General features: G+C 69.3%; 15 protein-coding genes. 8 read left to right on the plus strand and 7 right to left on the minus strand.

Annotated features, from left to right (window positions below; genetic code table 11):
- The 4 genes from ABL838_RS03120 to apaG form a co-directional block, all read right to left on the minus strand.
- Complete coding sequence (locus ABL838_RS03120) at window positions 1–1,209, minus strand: YbdK family carboxylate-amine ligase (protein WP_418124094.1); 1,209 nt, start codon at window positions 1,207–1,209, stop codon at window positions 1–3.
- Window positions 1,206–2,477 carry a cation:proton antiporter gene (locus ABL838_RS03125; RefSeq protein WP_126022169.1) on the minus strand — a complete coding sequence of 424 codons (1,272 nt, stop codon included), beginning with the start codon at window positions 2,475–2,477 and terminating at the stop codon, window positions 1,206–1,208. Before ABL838_RS03125 ends, ABL838_RS03120 begins: the two co-directional genes overlap by 4 nt.
- Window positions 2,474–4,459, minus strand: a complete 1,986-nt coding sequence (locus ABL838_RS03130) for a site-specific recombinase (RefSeq protein WP_418124095.1) — start codon at window positions 4,457–4,459, stop codon at window positions 2,474–2,476. The genes ABL838_RS03125 and ABL838_RS03130 overlap by 4 nt, the downstream gene beginning before the upstream one ends.
- 119 nt (window positions 4,460–4,578) lie before the next feature.
- Window positions 4,579–4,974 (minus strand): Co2+/Mg2+ efflux protein ApaG, encoded by a 396-nt coding sequence (gene apaG / locus ABL838_RS03135; RefSeq protein WP_369659823.1) that lies wholly within the window; start codon window positions 4,972–4,974, stop codon window positions 4,579–4,581.
- A gap of 69 nt (window positions 4,975–5,043) precedes the next feature.
- Between apaG and rpe the strand changes: the two genes are divergently transcribed.
- Window positions 5,044–5,739: a ribulose-phosphate 3-epimerase gene (gene rpe, locus ABL838_RS03140; protein ID WP_126022166.1), complete on the plus strand. Its 696-nt coding sequence runs from the start codon at window positions 5,044–5,046 to the stop codon at window positions 5,737–5,739.
- Here the strand turns inward: rpe and ABL838_RS03145 are convergent.
- The gene (locus ABL838_RS03145; RefSeq protein WP_126022165.1) at window positions 5,729–5,995 is read right to left on the minus strand and encodes a hypothetical protein; all 267 of its coding nucleotides are present in this window, start codon (window positions 5,993–5,995) and stop codon (window positions 5,729–5,731) included. The genes rpe and ABL838_RS03145 overlap by 11 nt on opposite strands.
- Before the next feature lie 172 nt (window positions 5,996–6,167).
- Here ABL838_RS03145 and ABL838_RS03150 point away from each other — a divergent pair, with 172 nt between their 5' ends.
- The 3 genes from ABL838_RS03150 (at window position 6,168) to ligD (ending at window position 10,868) form a co-directional block, all read left to right on the plus strand.
- Complete coding sequence (locus ABL838_RS03150; protein ID WP_418118944.1) at window positions 6,168–7,187, plus strand: succinylglutamate desuccinylase/aspartoacylase family protein; 1,020 nt, start codon at window positions 6,168–6,170, stop codon at window positions 7,185–7,187.
- Window positions 7,188–7,262: 75 nt separating this feature from the next.
- Window positions 7,263–8,264 carry a Ku protein gene (locus tag ABL838_RS03155; RefSeq protein ID WP_418124097.1) on the plus strand — a complete coding sequence of 334 codons (1,002 nt, stop codon included), beginning with the start codon at window positions 7,263–7,265 and terminating at the stop codon, window positions 8,262–8,264.
- Between the two features lie 21 nt (window positions 8,265–8,285).
- Window positions 8,286–10,868: a DNA ligase D gene (gene ligD / locus ABL838_RS03160; protein WP_418124099.1), complete on the plus strand. Its 2,583-nt coding sequence runs from the start codon at window positions 8,286–8,288 to the stop codon at window positions 10,866–10,868.
- 37 nt (window positions 10,869–10,905) lie between these two features.
- Here the strand turns inward: ligD and ABL838_RS03165 are convergent, their stop codons facing one another.
- Window positions 10,906–11,724, minus strand: coding sequence for a transglutaminase-like domain-containing protein (locus tag ABL838_RS03165; RefSeq protein ID WP_126022161.1), 819 nt, complete (start codon window positions 11,722–11,724; stop codon window positions 10,906–10,908).
- Window positions 11,725–11,948: 224 nt separating this feature from the next.
- On the opposite strand from ABL838_RS03165, the gene ABL838_RS03170 reads away from it, so the two are divergent.
- A complete protein-coding gene (locus ABL838_RS03170) occupies window positions 11,949–12,098 on the plus strand; it encodes a hypothetical protein (protein ID WP_019655668.1) in 150 nt (49 codons plus the stop codon).
- Between the two features lie 58 nt (window positions 12,099–12,156).
- Entirely contained in the window at window positions 12,157–14,358 is a 2,202-nt protein-coding gene (katE, locus tag ABL838_RS03175; RefSeq protein ID WP_375792098.1) for a catalase HPII, read from the plus strand.
- 13 nt (window positions 14,359–14,371) lie between these two features.
- On the opposite strand, the gene ABL838_RS03180 is transcribed toward katE, so the two are convergent.
- Window positions 14,372–14,599, minus strand: a complete 228-nt coding sequence (locus ABL838_RS03180) for a hypothetical protein (RefSeq protein ID WP_418124101.1) — start codon at window positions 14,597–14,599, stop codon at window positions 14,372–14,374.
- A gap of 434 nt (window positions 14,600–15,033) precedes the next feature.
- Here ABL838_RS03180 and ABL838_RS03185 point away from each other — a divergent pair, with 434 nt between their 5' ends.
- The gene (locus ABL838_RS03185) at window positions 15,034–17,088 is read left to right on the plus strand and encodes a CHAT domain-containing protein (RefSeq protein ID WP_418124103.1); all 2,055 of its coding nucleotides are present in this window, start codon (window positions 15,034–15,036) and stop codon (window positions 17,086–17,088) included.
- A 1-nt stretch (window position 17,089) separates the two neighbouring features.
- Window positions 17,090–18,829: a ShlB/FhaC/HecB family hemolysin secretion/activation protein gene (locus tag ABL838_RS03190; RefSeq protein ID WP_418124105.1), complete on the plus strand. Its 1,740-nt coding sequence runs from the start codon at window positions 17,090–17,092 to the stop codon at window positions 18,827–18,829.
- The last annotated feature ends 69 nt before the right edge of the window (window positions 18,830–18,898 follow it).

The following is an 18,898-nucleotide window of genomic DNA, read 5'->3' on the forward strand; positions in this document are numbered from 1 at the left end:
TCAGCCCTGCCCGCGGAACCGCAGCGCCGCCTGCCGCACCACCTCCGCCAGCAGCCGTTCCTTGCCCTGCTTCTCGCGCAGCCAGCGCGCGTCGTTGCGGTTCGACTCCACGCTGGTGCGCAGTTCGCCCAGCGCCCTGGTGGCGTTGAGCGCCTCGCTGTGCCATTCGAGCTGGGTCATCGTCATCAGGATGTGGTCGCGCAGCGGCATGTGCTGGCCGGTAGCCGGGTCGACGTACACCGCGTCGAGGCCGAAGCGGCAGGCCTGGAAGCGGTTGTAGGTGTAGACGAGGTAGTCGTCTTCCGTCGGCTCGAAGGGCTGCTCCTGCAGGAACCACGCGGCCAGCGACTGCACGTAGCCGGCGAGCGCGGCGGCGCGCTCCACCGTGAGCGGCGTGTCGAACACGCGGATCTCGATGGTGCCGAACTCGGGCTTGGGGCGGATGTCCCAGTAGAAGTCCTTCATGCTGCGCACGACACCGGTGCGGGTCATGCGCTCGAAATACGCCTCGAACTCCTTCCAGCTCAGCGTGAAGGGCGCGCGGCCCGAGAGCGGGAATGCGAACACCGAGTTCAGCCGCGCCGAGTCGAACTGCGTGTCCTGCCCCTGCACGAAGGGCGACGACGCCGACAGCGCGATGAAGTGCGGGATGTAGCGCGACATGCGGTGCAGCATCAGCAGCGCCGCGTCGGCGTCGGGGCAGCCGATGTGCACGTGCTGGCCGAAGATGGTGAACTGCTTGCTCAGGTAGCCGTACAGCTCCGAGAGCTCGCGAAAGCGCGGCTTGTCGTAGATGCGCCGCTCGTGCCACTGCTGGAAGGCATGCGTGCCGCCGCCCACCACCGCGATGTTGAGCTTGTCGGCGTTGCGGATCAGCGCCTCGCGGATCGGCGAGAGCTGCGTGATCACGTCCTGCGCGGAGTGGCAGATGCCGGTCGAGATCTCGATCATGCTCGACGTCATCTCGGGCACCACGCTGCCGGGCAACGGGGTCTGGGCCATCAGGCGCAGCATGTCCTCGGCGTAGGGGGCGAGGTCGTAGTCGTGCGTGTTCACGAGCTGGAGCTCGAGTTCCACGCCGAGCGAGAGCGCCTCCGATTTGTTGAAGGGCTCCAGCTTGACCGCGCGGCTCGCGGGGTCGGCAGGCAGCGGCGCCGAGCGCACGTCGTCGCTGTCCGGGTCGATGGGGGTGGTTGCGGTGGTGCTCATCGCTGCGTGTCCTCGGTGATGCTGAAGGCTCGTGGCGCCCAGGGCACCGAACTTTCTCCCACCGCGTGGATGGCCAGCGTGGCGAGCACCGCGCCCACCACCTCCATCAGCAGGATCGAGGGCAGCGCCACCTGCGTGATCATCGTGCCCAGCAGCGGCGAGGCGGTGGCGAAGTTGGAGGCGATCAGCAGTGCGATGGAGGACAGCGGCGACATCGCGCAGCCGACCCAGAAAGCCTGCTTCCAGCTCGCGCCGCTGCCGGGGTTGGCCACGGCCACGCCGGCGATCTTGGTCAGCAGGCGGATGCCGATGACGGCCAGCACCACGCTGGCTACCGGCAGGGTCCAGTCGGCCTGCGCCGCGACGATGGACACCAGCACGAACATCAGCATGGTCAGCAGCGAGGAGGCCGTGCCCAGCTGCCGCTGCCAGGCCCAGGGCTTGGGGTTGAGCGTCTTGAGCAGCACGCCGCCGATCAGCGCCGCCAGCGGCGCGGAGCCGCCCACGTGCGCGGTGAGCGCCGCGCCGGCCGCGATGATCGCCAGCAGCAGGATGGAGGTGTTCTCGCTCGACGGGCTCATCACCCGCAGCGCCGAGCGCAGCGCCAGCGCCATGATCGCGCCCACCACGAACGACAGGCCCAGCACCACCGCCACCGGGTAGAGCTTCTGCAGCATGGTCTGCGGTGCGCGCTCGATCAGCCCGGCCTGCGCGTAGCCCAGCGCCAGCGCATAGAAGGTGTTGAGCGTGGCCAGCGTCATCGCGCGCTCGGTCACGGGGCCGGCGGCGCGGGTGTCGATGATCACGCGGCTGAGCACCGCCGGCGAGGCGACGATGGCCATCAGCGCGATCGGGTTGGCCACCGGTTCGGGCAGGCCCAGCAGGGTGAGCATCCAGTACACGCCGAAATAGGTGAGCGTGGCTTCGAGCAGGCTCTGCACCAGCACCATCGGGTTGTGGCGGAACCAGCGCAGCGGCAGCCGCCCGCCGGCTTCGAACAGCACCACGGCCGCGCCGAGCTCGAGCAGGAAGAGGCTGATGCCGCGCAGCGGCCAGATCGCGCCCTCGAAGCCGGCGAAGCCCACCACCGCCCCGACCAGCGAGTAGCCGATCACCTTGGGCAGCCCGAGGTAGCGTTGCACGAGATGGCCGGAGGCCGCCGCCGCCGCCAGCAGCAGCGACCACAGCACGGTGGGCAGGCCGGCCGAGGGGCGCACCCACTCGGACCAGAAACCCAGCAGATCGTTGAAGAAGCTCGTCAAATTCATCCAGGAAGGAAAAAGCTCACCGGACGGCTGCGCCAGCGGGCCCAGATCGCGCTGCGGATGCGCGCGCGGTCACCGAGGCTCACGCTGTGCGCGCGCAGCGCCAGGCGGAAAGCGAAGTAGAAACTCACACTCACATTGAGTGCGCCAATGACCGGGATCGCCGCCACCGCCCACCACAGCGCAGGCTGCTGCAACACAGCCAGGCCGGTGGATGCCGCCGCGGCGGCGATCTGTCCGGCCGACAGTGTCACGTGCCGCACGTCCAGCCCGAGCCCGAAGAAACCCGCGAACGCGGGCAGCAGCCCGAGCATGAGTCCCAGCGAGATGTTGGAGGCGAAGCCTGAAATGTTGGTGCGCATGAAATCGGCCCAGCGACGAGCCCGTGCGGCGCCGAGAAAAGCGCCGATGCGGGGGTTGTAACGCATTGCAGAGTCCAGTCGATGCAGGACAAAGGCGTTTTCTGTCCATCCGGCGATGATGCTGGCCGAAAACAGCAGGATGCCGGTGATTGCCGCATAAAGCGCGGTCGGCCCGGCCAGCGAAAGCGATTTCAGCGTGGCCGCCGCATGGGCCGCGTCCAGCAGCGGCCGTTCCAGCGCGAACTGGAACAGCAGCGTGACAGCCGCCATCGCCGGCACCACCACCAGCACGTTGCCCAGCACCGCCGCCACCTGCGAGCGCACCAGGTTGGCGACCTCGTCGACGAAATCGTCCACGCCCGCGTCCGACCTGATGTCGCGAAGCCGCGCCGCCATGGCCGGCGCGGTCATCGCGGGCTGCTTGGTGGCCAGCGTCAGGTGCAGCAGCTGGATGGCGACGAAGCTGGCCGCGTACATCAGCCCCGCGCTCAGCCCGCTCCAGAAGGCCGACAGGCCCAGCGCGTAGATGCCGAACTTCAGCAGCACCGTGAGGGCGGTGAAAGCGCCGCCGCCAGCCGCCTTCTTCACCATCTGCAGGTAGCTGGCACGGTCGCGGGTGATGTAGTGCTCGCCGGTCTCGGCGCTGCGCTCGGTCACCTTGGCGGCCAGCATCGAGGAGTTGGAGGCGATCAGCGCCCGGATGCTGTTGCGCTCGCCGCCGGCCAGCACCAGCCGGCCGACCAGCCGCGCCACGCTGGGCCCGGGGTTGGCCGTCATCAGGCAGTCGAGCAGCTCGCGGATGCGCAGCACCCGCTCGCGCAGCTGGCGCAGTCGGAACACCAGGCCGACGGAGATGCCGTTGTCTTCCAGGTGCGTGTAGACCGAGGCGGCGGCCGCGCGGCAGGCGTCCAGCCGGTCGCGGAAGGCCACGAAGGCGGCCTGCAGCGCTTCCTCGTCGCGCGGCTCGCCGGGGCGGTCGAACATCTGCTCGCGCAGCTCGTCGAGGTCGGCCATCAGCGCGTGGAAGGGGCGTGTTTCGCCGATCGCGTCGGTGCTCATGCGCAGGCGCAGCTCGGGCGAGAAGCCGGCGGCCACGACCTGGCTGCTGCAGTAGGTGACGGCGTCCATCACCGTGTGGCGCCAGCGCGGCGCGCCGTCGGTGTCGGGGGCGGCGCCGGCCAGCAGCGCGCCGATGCGGCCGAGCTGCGTCTCGTCGAGCAGGGCGATCCAGCCCGCGTCGAACACGCCGGGCAGCACCATGCGGAACAGGTCCGATGCGTCGGTGGTCTCGGGCGTGCCGGGCAGGATCTTGCGGCGCAGCCGCTCGCTCAGCTCGCTGGCGAAGGCGGTGCGCGGGGCGAAGCCGTAGTCGGCCAGGAGCGTGGTGAGGTCGACCGTCTGCGTGAAGACGCGCCACCAGGCGCGCAGCCGCTCGCGCAGCTCGGGCCGCGCCTCGACGGCGTCCAGCAGCAGTTGCACGCGGCCGATGGCCGCCTGCGGGGAGGCGCGGTCGCCGCGCACCCAGTCGAAGATGTCGATGAGCCAGATGTGGCGCTGCGCCACATCGGCCGTGGGATCGAGGCCGGCAAGCAGCCCCTGCAAGTCGCGCGATGCGGCAGCCATGGGTGTGAGGGGAATCTATGCGGTGAACACCGCGGAACCGGCTTTGCCGGGCCGCCGGTGTTGCCCCCGGCAAGGGGGAAGGAGAAGCGACACGAAGTGCGCGAAGCCTGGGGGAGTGCCTAGTGCAGGACGCGGGAAACTGGAGCGCCGCCCATGTCGGCTTCGAGAACGAACATCGGAATGGGCACGTCGAAGCGCTCGCCTTCCTCGGTCACCACGAAGTAGCTGCCGTGCATCGTGCCGCTCGAGGCCTGCAGGCGGCATCCGCTGGTGTAGCGGAAGGTCTCGCCGGGCGCCAGCAGCGGCTGCTGGCCGATCACGCCCAGCCCTTTCACCTCCTGCGAATGCCCCGAGGCGTCGTTGATCAGCCAGTGGCGGGCAATCAGCTGGGCGGACACCGGGCCGGTGTTCGTGATGGTGACGGTGTACGAGAAAGTGTAGATGTTGTCCTTGGCCGAGGACTGGTCGGCAAGGTAGCGGGGTTCGACCTGTACGCTGAAGGGGCTGTGTGACATGGGGCGGATGGTAACGGAGGCTAACGCAGGCCTTTTGTCGGGCTTGCGCCGGCTGCGAGAATGGGGGCCATGAGCACCCCGTTCCGCATCGCGCCTTCCATCCTGTCCGCCGACTTCGCGCACCTCGGCCAAGAACTGACCGACGTGATCGCGGCCGGCGCCGACTGGATCCATTTCGACGTGATGGACAACCATTACGTGCCGAACCTGACCTTCGGCCCGATGATCTGCCAGGCGCTCAAGCCCTACGCCAAGACCGCCGACGGCACCCCGGTGCCGATCGACGTGCACCTCATGATCCAGCCGGTCGACGCCCTGGCGGCCTCCTTCGCGCAAGCGGGCGCCGACTACATCAGCTTCCACCCCGACGCCTCGCCCCACACGCACCGCAGCATCCAGGCCATCAAGGCGGCCGGCTGCAAGGCCGGGCTGGTGTTCAACCCGGGGCTGGGCCTGGAGGCGCTGGACTGGGCCATCGACGACATCGACCTCATCCTGATCATGAGCGTGAACCCCGGTTTCGGCGGCCAGAGCTTCATCGACTCGGCCCTGCGCAAGATCGAACAGGCCCGCAAGCGCATCGAGCAGAGCGGGCGCGACATCCGCCTGGAGGTGGACGGTGGCATCAAGGCCGACAACATCGCGCGCGTGGCCTCGGCCGGCGCCGACACCTTCGTGGCCGGCAGCGCCATCTTCAACGCCAAGGACTACGGCGCCGTCATCTCCGAGATGCGCAAGCAGCTCGCGGGCGTCGTCAGCGCTTGAGCTTCTCGTTGTAGACGCGGTCGCTGGGCGGGCCGCGGTCGGTGTCGACCACGCCGCGCTCCACGTCGTCATGGGCCTTGCGGCCCATCTCGGGCTGGCTGCCCTCCCTGGCCTGCTGGCTGTCCGACGACTGGTCGCGCTCGTGCGGCAGGCGCGGCGACGATTCGCCGCCCTGTTCCACCTTGGTGTTGCCGCCGCCGGCATCCTTCAGCGGATCGGTGGGCTGCGCCTTGCCGGGGTTGCTCTTGCTGTTCATGCATGGACTCCTTTCGACAGCCACAGAGCCTGCTCCGGCGCTTCGGCCTGCCCGGTAGGACGGCCGAGGCACTCCCTGTAGGCCTTGCCTCGGCCTTTGCGGGTCGCAGCCTGCTGCTATCGAACGCATAGCGCTTTTGCCTGCGGGCGAGGGGCTCCGCAATAATCCCCGGATGTCTTCCGATCCTTTCGCCGACGCGGCAACAGACAGCCTGCGCATCCATTCGTTCGCCTCGCTGAACGCCGGTCCCCGGCTGCTCGTGATGGGCGGCGTGCATGGCGACGAAATCTCCGGCACCCTGGGCATCGAGCGCGTGCTGGGCGAGTTCGAGTCGGGCTCGTTGCGGCTCCTGCGCGGCGAACTCACCATGGTGCCGGTGGCCAACCCGCTCGCGCGGCGCCGCCTGCAGCGCGAGGGCGAGCGCAACCTCAACCGCATGTTCCGGCCGACCGGATCGCCGGCCGATTACGAAGCCCGCGTGACCAACGTGCTGGCCCCGATCATCGAGCGCCACGAGGTGTTGCTCGACCTGCATTCCTTCCAGAGCGAGGGCGAGGCCTTCGCGATGATCGGCCCGCGTGACAACGCCGGCACGCTGGAGCCTTTCGCCCGCTCCTACGAGGAAGGCCAGCTCGCGCTGCACATCGGCACGCCCATCGTGGTGGAGGGCTGGCTCGACATCTACGCCGCCGGCCTCGCGCAGCGCGCGGGCGGCACACCGGCCAGCGAGGCCGAGCTCGACTTCGGCCGCGGCACCAACGAATACATCCGCAGCCGCGGCGGCTATGGCGTGACGCTCGAATGCGGCCAGCACCTCGACCCGCAGGCGCCCGAGGTGGCGTGGCGCGCCATCCGCCGCACCCTGGCACTGCTGGGCATGGCCGCGCTGCCCGAGGGCCTGTCGGGCGGCCCCGCGCAGCCGCCGAAGCTGCTGCGCCTTGCCAGCGTGACCGACCGGCTGCACGAGGAAGACAGCTTCGTGCGCGACTGGGCCACCTTCGACGAAGTGCAGCGCGGCGAGCCCATCGGCATGCGCCACGACGGTACGCTGCTGAGCGCGCCGGACGACGGCTTCATCGTGTTCCCCAACGCGATGGCGCTGCCGGGGGCGGAGTGGTTCTACTTCGCGCGCCCCAGCGAGCGCCAGCTCGGACCTGTCGCCAGGGCCGCCGGAGCCACCGGCGCGGCCTGACGGCGCCTGGGGCCGCGCTCCTACATCGCGCGCGCCGGGGCGGCGCACATTCGAGGGGGAAGGAGTGTGCAGCACATGCCCGTCTCGAAAAAAGCACCCGCGCCGCGCGTCCTGTGGAAGGGCGCCATCAGCTTCGGCCTCGTCCACATACCGGTGGCGCTGTATTCGGCCACCGTCGACCACGGCATCGACTTCGACTGGCTCGACAAGAGGACCATGGACCCGGTCGGCTACAAGCGCATCAACAAGAAGACCGGCCGCGAGATCGCGCGCGAGCAGATCGTGAAGGGCATCGAGTACGAGAGCGGCGAGTACGTGGTGCTCAGCGACAAGGAGATCGCCGCCGCCTACCCGAAGACCACGCAGACCATCGAGATCGAGAGCTTCGTGCCGGCCAACGGCATTCCCTTCGTGTACCTGGAGCGCCCCTACTACGTGGCGCCCATCAACCGAGGCGCCAAGGTGTATGCGCTGTTGCGCGAGACCCTGCAGCGCAGCGGACGCGTGGGCGTGGCCCGCGTCGTGATCCAGACCAAGCAGCATCTGGCCGCCCTGGTGCCCGTGGGCCCCGGCCTCGTGCTGAACCTGCTGCGCTGGGGCGCCGACATCCGCCCGTGGACCGACCTGCCGCTGCCCTCCGAAGACGCGAAGAAGGCCGGCCTGCGCCCGCGCGAACTCGAGATGGCGAAGGAACTGGTCGAGGACATGAGTGCCGAGTGGGACCCGGAGGAATTCCGCGACGAATTCAAGGACGAGATCCTGCGGCTGGTCGAAAAGAAGGTGAAGGCCGGCCAGACCGAGACCGTGACGCAGCCTGAGCCGGAAGAAGGCGAACAGGCCGAAGGCCGCGGCGCCAAGGTCATCGACCTGACCGAGCTGCTCAAGCGCAGCCTGCGCAAGGGCGGAGGTGCCAGGTCCAGGAGCGAGGATGCCGAAGAAGAAGAGGAGGAGCAGGAGGAGGAGCCGCGACCCAGGCGCCCCGCCGCGAAGAAACCCAAGACCGGCAAGACCGCCGCGAGAAGCACCGGCGGCACCACGCGCAGCAGGGCGCCGGCGCGCCACCGCCGCGCCGCCTGAGCCCGCCGAGGACCGCACGCCATGGCACGCACCCCATCCTCCTCGTCTTCGTCCACCGCTCGCAAGGCGCTCGCGCGCTACCACGGCAAGCGCGATTTCTCCCGCACGCCGGAGCCCAGGTCCGGTGGCCGGCGCGGCAAGGGCGCGCTGGGCTTCGTCATCCAGAAGCACCACGCGAGCCACCTGCACTACGACTTCAGGCTGGAACTCGACGGCACGCTCAAGAGCTGGGCGGTGCCCAAGGGGCCGTGTCTCGATCCCGGCGTGAAGCGCATGGCGGTGCATGTCGAGGACCATCCCATCTCGTATGCCGACTTCGAGGGCACCATTCCGCCCAAGCAGTACGGCGCGGGCTCCGTCATCGTCTGGGACCGCGGCGACTGGCTGCCCGACGGCGACGCGCGCAAGGCGCTGGCGGCCGGCAAGCTCAAGTTCGAGCTGCGCGGCGAGAAGCTGCACGGCCACTGGACGCTGGTGCGCATGCACGGCAAGGGCGACGAATCGCACGAGCCCTGGCTGCTCATCAAGGAGCGCGACGGCGAGGCGCGCGCGCTCGACGACTACGACGTGGTGGAGGCAGAGCCCGCGAGCGTGATCACCGGCCTCGGCGTGGACGAAGTGGGGCAGGCGCCGAGGAAGAAAGCCAAGGCGAAGACAGGAAGCAGCGCGCCGGCGAAGAACGCGGAGCCCAAAAGGAAGAAGGCGGCGCTGCCCGCCACCCTCGAACCCCAGCTCGCCACCCTCGCGTCCTCCCCGCCTTCGTCGCCCGGCGAATGGCTCTACGAGCTCAAGTTCGATGGCTACCGCCTGCTGGCGCGCATCGAGGGCAAGGGAAAAGTGCGCTGCTTCACCCGCAACGGCCACGACTGGAGCGCGAAGCTGCCCGCGCTCGTCGAGGCGCTTTCCAGGCTGCCCACCGGTTCGGCCTGGCTCGACGGCGAGATCACCGTCGACGGTCCCAATGGCGCGCCCGACTTCCAGGCGCTGCAGAACGCCTTCGACCGCGGCGCCACCTCGTCCATCGTCTACTGGCTCTTCGACGCGCCCTTCATCGACGGCGAGGACCTGCGCGACCTGCCGGTCGAGGAGCGCCGCGCGAGGCTGGCCGCGCTGCTCGGCGCAAAGCCGCCCGCGCCGCTGCGCCTGAGCGATGCCTTCGACGCCTCGCCCCGCGACCTGCTCGCGTCGTCCGCGCGCATCGGCTTCGAGGGCATCGTCGCCAAGCGCAAGGGCTCGCCGTACGTGTCGCGGCGCTCGCCGGACTGGATCAAGCTCAAGAACCAGCAGCGCCAGGAATTCGTGATCGGCGGCTACACCGCGCCCAAGGGCACGCGCGCCGGCTTCGGCTCGCTGCTGCTGGGCGTGTACGACGAGGCGGGCGGCCGGCTGCGCTACTGCGGCAACGTGGGCACCGGCTTCGACGCGAACCGCCTCGCCGACATCAAGGCGAAGCTGGACAAACTGGCCACCGACGACTGCCCCTTCGAACCCGTGCCGCGCGGCGTGAAGGCGCAATGGGTCAGGCCTTCGCTGGTGGCCGAGATATCGTTCGGCGAATGGACGCGCGAACACCGCGTGCGCCAGGCCGTGTTCCAGGGCCTGCGCAGCGACAAGCCCGCGCGCGAGATCCGGCGCGAGCGGCCGCAGCGGGTGCGCGTGATCGAGGCCGAAGCTGCCAGGTCGCAGCCCGCGAAGAGCCGCAGTGAAGGAAAGAGCAAGTCCATGTCCCTGAAGATCACCCACGCCGACCGCGTGATCGACAAGCACAGCGGCATCACCAAGGGCGAGCTCGCCGCCTATTACGACAGCGTGGCCAAGCTCATGCTGCCGCACCTGCGCGGCCGGCCGGTGTCGCTGGTGCGCGCGCCCGACGGTGTGGGCGGCGAGCTGTTCTTCCAGAAGCATCTGCAGGCCCGCGAGATTCCCGGCGTGAACCAGCTCGACCCTGCGCTGGACCCGGGCCACGAGCCGCTGCTGCAGATCGACACCAAGGAAGGCCTGCTCGGTGCTTCGCAGATGAACGTCATCGAGCTGCACACCTGGAACGCCACCTCCGACGACATCGGCAGGCCCGATCGCATGACCTTCGACCTCGACCCCGGCGAGGGCGTGGAATGGCCGCAGGTGCAGGAGGCCGCGATGCTGGTGCGCACGCTGCTCGACGAACTGGGCCTGCCGTCCTTCCTGAAGACCAGCGGCGGCAAGGGGCTGCACGTGGTGGTGCCGGTGCGCCGGCAGTACGACTGGGATACCGTCAAGGGCTTCTCGCAGGCCGTGGTGGCGCATCTCGCGCAGACCATTCCGGCGCGCTTCGTCGCCAAGAGCGGGCCGCGCAACCGCGTGGGCAAGGTCTTCGTCGACTACCTGCGCAACGGCTTCGGCGCGACGACAGTGAGCGCATGGTCGGCGCGCTCGCGCCCGGGGCTCGGCATATCGGTGCCGCTCGCGTGGGACGAACTGCCCACGCTCACCGGCCCCGCGCAGTGGACCGTCGCCAACGCCGCCGAGCGCTTCGAAACCGGCAACAAGCCATGGGTCGGCATGGAGCGCAGCCGCAAGAGCCTCGCTGCCGCGATGAAGCTGCTCGGCTACGGCAGCAAGTAAGGTATTTCTCCCTCCCCCCTTCCGGGGAGGGCAACACCTACCGCAGCACTTCCTCCGTAGTCACCTCGAAGCGCTTCAGCGTGTTCGCGCCGAACACCATGGTGATCGGCACGTCCGCCGCGTCGCGTCCGCGCGCGATCACCACGCGACCAATGCGCGGCGTGTTGTGCCGCGCGTCGAAGGTGTACCAGCGGTCGCCCAGGTAGACCTCGAACCATGCGCTGAAGTCCATCGGGTAGGGCGCGGGCGGAACGCCGATGTCGCCGAGGTAGCCCGTCACGTAGCGCGCCGGAATGTTCATCGCGCGGCACAGCGTGATCGCCAGGTGTGCGAAGTCGCGGCACACGCCCGTGCCTTCGCGCAAGCCTTCGAGCGCGGTGCGCGTGGGCCGGGCGTTTCCGTAATCGAAGCGCAGGTGCCGGTGCACGAAGTCGCAGATCGCCTGCACGCGCGGCCAGCCCGGCGCCGTGTGCGCGAAACTGGCCCACGCGAACGCCAGCAGGTCGCTGTCGACCTCGCAGTAGCGGCTGGGAAGCACGAAGGGAAGCGTTTCCACAGGCAGGTCGGCCGCCATGTGCTGGAGCGCGTCGAAGTCCACCGGGTCGGGCTGGCCGGTGTCGTAGATGAGTGCATGGTTGCGCAGCTGCACGCTGGTCACGCCCTGCGGAACGTGCACGCGGGCGCAGCGGTTGCCGAAGCCGTCGAGGTAGTTGTCGGTGGACAACGAGGGGCTGAGCACGAGGTTCTCGCCGCCCTGCAGATCGCCTTCGCGCGAGGGATGCACCTGCAGCATGTGGATCAGCGCCGTGGGGGCCGTCACCTCCAGTTCGATGTCGAAGCCGATTCTGATCAACATGGTCAGGCCATGGTAGGCAGCCGCACGCGCGGCTCCCACGGGCGGGACCCGCGAAGCTTCGTAGGCGGGCGCGATGCGCTGTCGGCGGGCTCCTACCGCGCCCACGCGTTTTCTCCCACAGCGGGGAAAGGGGCGCCACTACGGTGCGCGCACCGCCTGAAACATAACCTTCGGATTCTTGCAAGTGAGTTCGCCAACAGAGGGGCGAAATACGGAGGGGAACCATGGAGTTTTCGACACTTTTCGACTCGTTCACCAGCACCTGGGGCGACGAGATCCTCGTATGGGGCGTGGCCGCGGTCGCAGGCTGCATCTGCCTGATCGCCCTGGTCAACGTGCTCGACATGTTCCTGGACAACGGCGAAGCGGGCTGATGAAACCCGCCTTCCTTTGCATGAACCATCAGCGATGAAAGATCCGAGCAAGTCCACGATGTCACCTCAGAACAAGGCCGCCGCGGGCCGCCGCGCCAGCGCCGTGAAGGCGGGCGCCGCCGATGCCGCGAATCCCAAGCAGCAGCAGCTCGAAGGCTTCACCGCCGAGCACCCCACGACCCTCACCACCAACCAGGGGCTGCAGCTCCCGGACAACCACAACTCGCTGAAGGCGGGCGTGCGCGGTCCCACGCTGCTCGAAGACTTCATCCTGCGCGAGAAGATCACCCACTTCGACCACGAGCGCATTCCCGAACGCGCCGTGCATGCGCGCGGCTCCGCGGCGCACGGCTTCTTCCAGGTCTACAAGTCGATGTCGCAGTTCACCTGCGCCGACTTCCTGCAGGACCCGGACGCGAAGACGCCGGTGTTCGTGCGCTTCTCCACCGTGGCCGGCTCGCGCGGCTCGGCCGACACCGTGCGCGACGTGCGCGGCTTCGCCGTCAAGTTCTACACCCGCGAGGGCAACTACGACCTCGTGGGCAACAACATCCCGGTGTTCTTCATCCAGGACGCGATCAAGTTCCCCGACCTGATCCACGCCGTCAAGCCCGAGCCGCACCACGAGATGCCGCAGGCCGCGAGCGCGCACGACACCTTCTGGGACTTCGTCTCGCTGATGCCCGAGAGCACCCACATGCTGATGTGGGCCATGAGCGACCGTGCCATCCCGCGCAGTCTTCGCATGATGGAAGGCTTCGGCGTGCACACCTTCCGCTTCATTAACAGCCGCGGCGAGAGCCACTTCGTGAAGTTCCACTGGAAGCCCAAGCTCGGCGTGCACGGGCTGGCGTGGGACGAGGCGCAGAAGATCGCCGGCAAGGACCCCGACTTCCATCGCCGCGACCTGTGGGAAGCCATCGAGAACGGCGACTTCCCCGAGTGGGAGCTCGGCGTCCAGCTCATACCGCAGGACAAGGAACACTCGCTGGGCTTCGACCTGCTCGACCCCACCAAGCTGATTCCCGAAGAGATGGTGCCGGTGCAGAAGATCGGCCGGCTGGTGCTCAACCGCAACCCCGACAACTTCTTCGCCGAGACCGAGCAGGTGGCCTTCCATCCCGGCCACCTCGTGCCGGGCATCGACTTCACCAACGACCCGCTGCTGCAGGGGCGCCTGTTCTCGTACACCGACACGCAGATATCGCGCCTGGGCGGCGCCAACTTCCACGAGCTGCCCATCAACAAGGGCGTGTGCCCCTTCCACAACTTCCAGCGCGACGGCATGCACCGCCAGACCATCGCGCGCGGCCAGGTGGCCTACGAGCCGAACACTCTGGGCAGCGGCACCGAGTTCCGGGTGGACGGCGGCAGCCACGGCTTCCAGTCCTTCCCCGAGGAGATCGACCCGCCCAAGGTGCGGCGGCGCAGCGCCTCCTTCGACGACCACTTCACGCAGGCGCGCCTGTTCTTCGAGAGCCAGAGCGCGGCCGAGAAGGAGCACATCATCGCGGCCTTCCGCTTCGAGCTGTCGAAGCTGGATGTGCCCGCCATCCGCCAGCGCATGGTCGACAACCTCGCGCACGTGGACGAGAAACTCGCGCGCCGCGTCGCCGAGCCTCTGGGCATCGGCGAGCCCGATGCCAGGGCGGCCGCGGGGCGGGCGGGCTTCCGCGACCACCGCATGTCGCTGCCCATCGACGAGTCGCCCGCGCTGAGCATGGCCGACACCGGCGACGGCTCCATCCGCACGCGCAAGATCGCGATCCTGGTTGCCGACGGCGTCGACTCGGCCTCGCTCAAGCCGATCCGCGACGCGCTCGAGCAGGCCGGCGCGCAGTGCAAGGTGGTGGGGCCGCGCCTGGGCACCGTCGCCAGCGCATCCAGGCGGCAGATCGAGGTGGACGCGACCTTCGTCAACACGCCCTCGGTGATGTTCGACGCGGTGCTGGTGCCCGCCGGTGCCGAGGGCGCCGCGGCGCTCGCGGGCATGGGCGACGCGGTGCACTTCGTGCTTGAGGCCTACAAGCACTGCAAGGCGATCTGCACGGTGGGCGAGGGCGCACGGCTGCTGGCCACGCTGGGCATCGACGAGCAGACCTCGCCCGATGACGCGCCCGCCGGCGTGGTGGTGGCCGAAACGCCGGTCACCAACCTGGGCGACAGCACGGCCGCCTCGGGCATCGCGCAGCGCTTCGCCGCCGCCATCGCGAAGCACCGGCACTGGGACCGCGCGAACATCGACGCCGTGCCCGCCTGACCGGCGATCTCGGCTAGCCGCCGCCCGCGGCCTGCTGCCGCGGCGGCCATTCGATGCGCTCGGCAGGCATCGCCGGCGGCCGGTTCTTCCAGATCTTCAGGCAGGACTTCGAGCAGCACGGCCACCAGCCGAGCGGTCCGCATTCGACAGCCTGGCCGCACCCCGCCATGCACAGGCTCGACCTGCGGCGAAGCTTGCGTGCATCGGTGGGCGGGGGCGCGGCCTCGTTGCGCCGCTTCATGCGTATGCGCGGGCGCGCGCAAGCGCCCGACCGGCCCGGCTGTGATGTGACATGGAACCTCCCTGATGCGGCCCGCTGCGTTCATGCGCGGGCTCTGAGGCGCGCATTATGTAAGCCGATGTGTCATCGCCGCGATGCCCTCCGCACCCTTTGCGGCGCGCCGTGACCGAATGCGCAGGGCAGGCCCTTCGGCTGCCTGTTAGTTCTTTAGCCCTAGACCGTATTGCGAATAGGCGCGCCTGGGGGCCGCTCCTAGACTTTCTCCCCGAGGCCTGAACGGCGCGCACTCCCGCGACGTCGATGGTCCGCCGCGGCGGGCCCACAGGGCCAGACGCGGGGGTCCAATGGCGTGGTTTTCGAGATGGGGAAGGGAGCGCCCTGCACGTCATCGTGCTGGCATCGCAGGTGCGCTCGGTCTGGCTGGCGTTCTTCTGATGGGCTGGAGCCTTCCGGCACCGGCGCAGCAGGCGACGAGCGCCGAAGCCGCCGCCAGCAAGGCGGAGCAGGCCCGCCTTGCGGACACCGACACCCTGCTGGCGCTGACCAGCGAAGGCGCGGTGCTGTATGGGCAGGACTCGGTCAAGCTCTCGGGCTATCAGTACTGCAGCCAGGCCGTCGCGCTGGCCGAGGCGGGCGAGTTCCGCCAGAGCGTGCGCGCCGCGAGCAAGGCGCTGCACCTGGCCAACGCCACCAACGATCCGAACCTGATGGCCATGGCCAACCGCGACCTGGCCATCGTCTACAGCTACTCGGGCCAGCTCGAGAAGGCCGAGGAGTTCGCACGCGAGGCTCTCAAGCATCAGGCGCGCGATCCCAAGCTGGTGGTCGGTCCGGTGCAGAAGGTGATCGGCGACGTGCGCTCGCGCCGCGGCGACTATTCGGGTGCTGTGCTCAGCTATGACGAGGCGCTGGCCAACAGTTCGCAGCGCTATGCGCCGCTGGTGCAGGCATCGCTGGTCAATGCGCTCATCGAATCGGGCGACCCCGCCCGGGCGCGCGAGGTGCTCGGCACCATGGCGCCGCCCAAGGATGCACCGCTCACCGCGCAGCTCGACCGCACCCGCGCCCGGCTGCTGCTGGCCGAGAACAAGCCGGCCGAGGCGCGCGATGCCTACCGCGCGCTCACCGCGCGGCAGGTGGGTGCCGACACCGAGTATTACCGCCTATGGGCCTGGGACGGCGTGGCGCGCAGCGAACTCGCGCTGGGCCAGAAGCAGGCGGCCGCAGAGGCCGTGGGCCGCGCGCTGGGCGACGTGGACAAGGTCCGCGCGCGCTTTCGCAGCGAGGAATTCAAGATGGGCCTGTTCTCGGACCTGCAGACGGTGTTCGAGCGCGGCGTGTCCATCTACAGCGACGCGGGCGATGCGCGCCAGGCCTTCGAGGTGAGCGAGCACAGCCGCTCGCGCGCGCTGCTCGACGCGGTGCGCGGGCGCGCGAAGATCAACGAGCAGGCCGCCAACACCGTCGACCTCGCCACGCTGCAGCGCACGCTGGCGGCCGACGAGCGCGTGGTGCAGTTCCACTCGCTGCCCGACCGCCTCGTGGTGTGGGTGGTGAGCCCCGACAGCATCGCGGAGAAGACGGTGGCGGTGAAGCGCGACGAGCTCAACGAACTGGTCGAGACCTTCCGCAATTCCATCGTGCGCGGCCGCCGCGCCGCCATCACCAACGCCGACAAGCTGGGCGCCGCGCTGCTCGGTCCGCTGGGCCTCGCGCCGGGGCAGCGGCTGGTGGTGGTGCCGCACGGGCCGCTGCACTACCTGCCGTTCCAGGCGCTGCGGCTGGACGGGCGCTACATCATCGAGACGCATCCGGTGGCCGTGGCGCCGTCGATGAGCATCGCGGTGCAGCTGGCGCAGCGCACGCCGCGCGTGAACGCATCGCTCACCGCCTTCGGCAATCCTCGCATCGAGGACAAGTACGACCTGCCCGGCGCCGAGACCGAGGTGAAGCAGCTCGCGCGGCTCTTCCCGCGCAACACGGTGTACATGGGCGCGGCCGCCACCAAGACCCAGTTCCGCGACGTGGCCGCGCGCTCGCCGCTGATGCACGTGGCGGCGCACGCCGAGGCCGACGCGGTCGATCCGCTGTATTCGCGCATCCTGCTGGCCAACGAAGGCGGCAAGCAGAACTTCCTGGAGGCGCACGAGATCCTCGGGCTGCCGATGGACGGCACCGCGCTGGTCACGCTCTCGGCCTGCGAGTCGGGCCTCGGGCGCATCGCGCAGGGCGACGAGGTGCTGGGCTTCACGCGCTCGTTCCTCTCGGCCGGCAGTTCCAGCCTGATCGCATCGCTGTGGCCGGTGTCGGACGACGCCACCGCCGTGCTCATGAGCACGCTCTACGGCGAACTCTCCAAGGGCCGCGACATCCAGAAGGCCATGCAGGCCGGGCAGCTTGCGGTGCTGAAGGATCCCAAGATGTCCCATCCCTTCTTCTGGGCGCCGTTCAACCTGATCGGCAACTGGCGTTTGACGGTGGGAGGCTGAAATGAAATCCTGCCAACGCCCCACGCCGATCACGCCGATCGCCTTCGCGGTCACGGCCCTGGTCAGCGCGACGCTGCTCGTCGCGGCCCAGCGCACCCATGCCGCCGAAGCCGACGGCAACGGCACACAGCTGCTGCCGACCAAGGACCCTTGCGGAAGCTGTGACCGCCCCATCGCGCAGGCACCCACGGGGGCCGTCGCCCCGCAGAGCCTGCCCGCGCCGCCGCGCAACACGGGCGCCGCCGCCGGCGCGACCTTCAAGCTCAACGACCTGCGCCTCAACGGCGTGAAGGCGCTGAGCAACGAAGAACTGCAGGCCATCACCGGCCCCTACATCGGCCGCGACGTCACGCTCTCCGACCTGGAGGAGCTCGCCAAGGCGATCACCGCGCGCTACAAGGAGCGCGGCTACTTCCTCGCGCAGGCCGTGGTGCCGGTGCAGACCGTGCGCGACGGGATCGTCGAGATCAGCGTGATCGAGGGCCGCCTGGGCAAGGTCGACGTGACCGTCGCTCCCGATGCGCCCATTGCCGAGTCGCGCGTGCGCGGCTTCCTTGCGCCCCTGCAGCCCGGCGCGGCGGTGAGCGCGCCGGACTATGAACGCGCGATGCTGCTGCTGTCGGACCAGCCGGGCATCAAGGTGTCCTCGGGCCTGCAGGAGGGCACGCAGCCCGGCACCACCGACCTCTCGGTCGAGGTGGCCGCCGCGCCGCGCTGGGCCTTCACGGCCGAGGGCGACAACCACGGCACCAGGGAGTCGGGCCGCTACCGCGTGGGCGGCACGGCGCGCTGGCTCAGCCCCTTCGGCATCGGCGACAACCTCGACATGCGGCTGATGGTTTCCAACAGCAACGCGCTGCAGTTCGGCCGCATCGCCTACGAGGCGCCCATCGGCACCAGCGGGCTGCGCGCGGGGGTGGGCCTTTCGCGCGTGAGCTACGAGCTGGGCGGGCAGTTCGCCGACCTCGACGCGCGCGGGCGTGCCAACGTGCTCGACTTCTCGCTGAGCTATCCGCTGATCCGCCAGCGCCAGCAGAACCTGTTCCTGCGCCTGGGCGTGGACGTGAAGGACCTCACCGACGAGTTGCGCGCGGCCGACTTCAACTCCAAGAAGCGCGTCAACGGCCTGAGCCTGGGCTGGACCTGGGAACGCCGCGACGAGCTCCTCGGCGGCGGCTACTGGGCCAGCTCCGGCACCCTGTACCACGGCAACCTCTCCATTCGCGACCCGGAGAGCCGCGACTTCGACCGCGGCATCACCGGCCACCGCACCGAAGGCGGCTTCACCAAGCTGAGCTTCCAGTTCTCGCGCCTGCAGTCGATCGTGCCGCGCCATTCGCTGTACCTGTCGGTCGGAGGCCAGTGGGCCAGCAAGAACCTCGACGCGTCCGAGAAGCTCGCGCTCGGCGGCGCGCGCGCTGTGCGTGCCTACCCTTCCGGCGAACTGCTGGTGGACCAGGGCGTGATCGGCACCGTCGAATGGCGCTGGTCGCTCAACGAGGAGCTCACGCCCTTCCTGTTCTACGACGCCGCGCACGGAAAGATCGTGCGCAACCCGACGCCCTACGACGGCGTCAACAGCCACAGCCTGCGCGGCTACGGGGTGGGCCTGAGCTGGTCGCGCCCGGGCAATTTCTCGATCAATGCCACCCTGGCCTGGCGCGCCGGCACGCCGCCGGCGCAGACCGACGGTGGCGGGCGCAACCCGCGCCTTTTCGTGCAGCTCGTCAAGGCGTTCTGAAATGGCACTCCCCCAGGCCTCGCGCACTTCGTGTCGCTTCGCCAACCCCCTCGCCGGGGGCGACACCGG

Origin of the sequence: Variovorax sp. 160MFSha2.1 (assembly GCF_048305075.1) — a bacterium.
Taxonomy (GTDB): domain Bacteria; phylum Pseudomonadota; class Gammaproteobacteria; order Burkholderiales; family Burkholderiaceae_C; genus Variovorax; species Variovorax guangxiensis.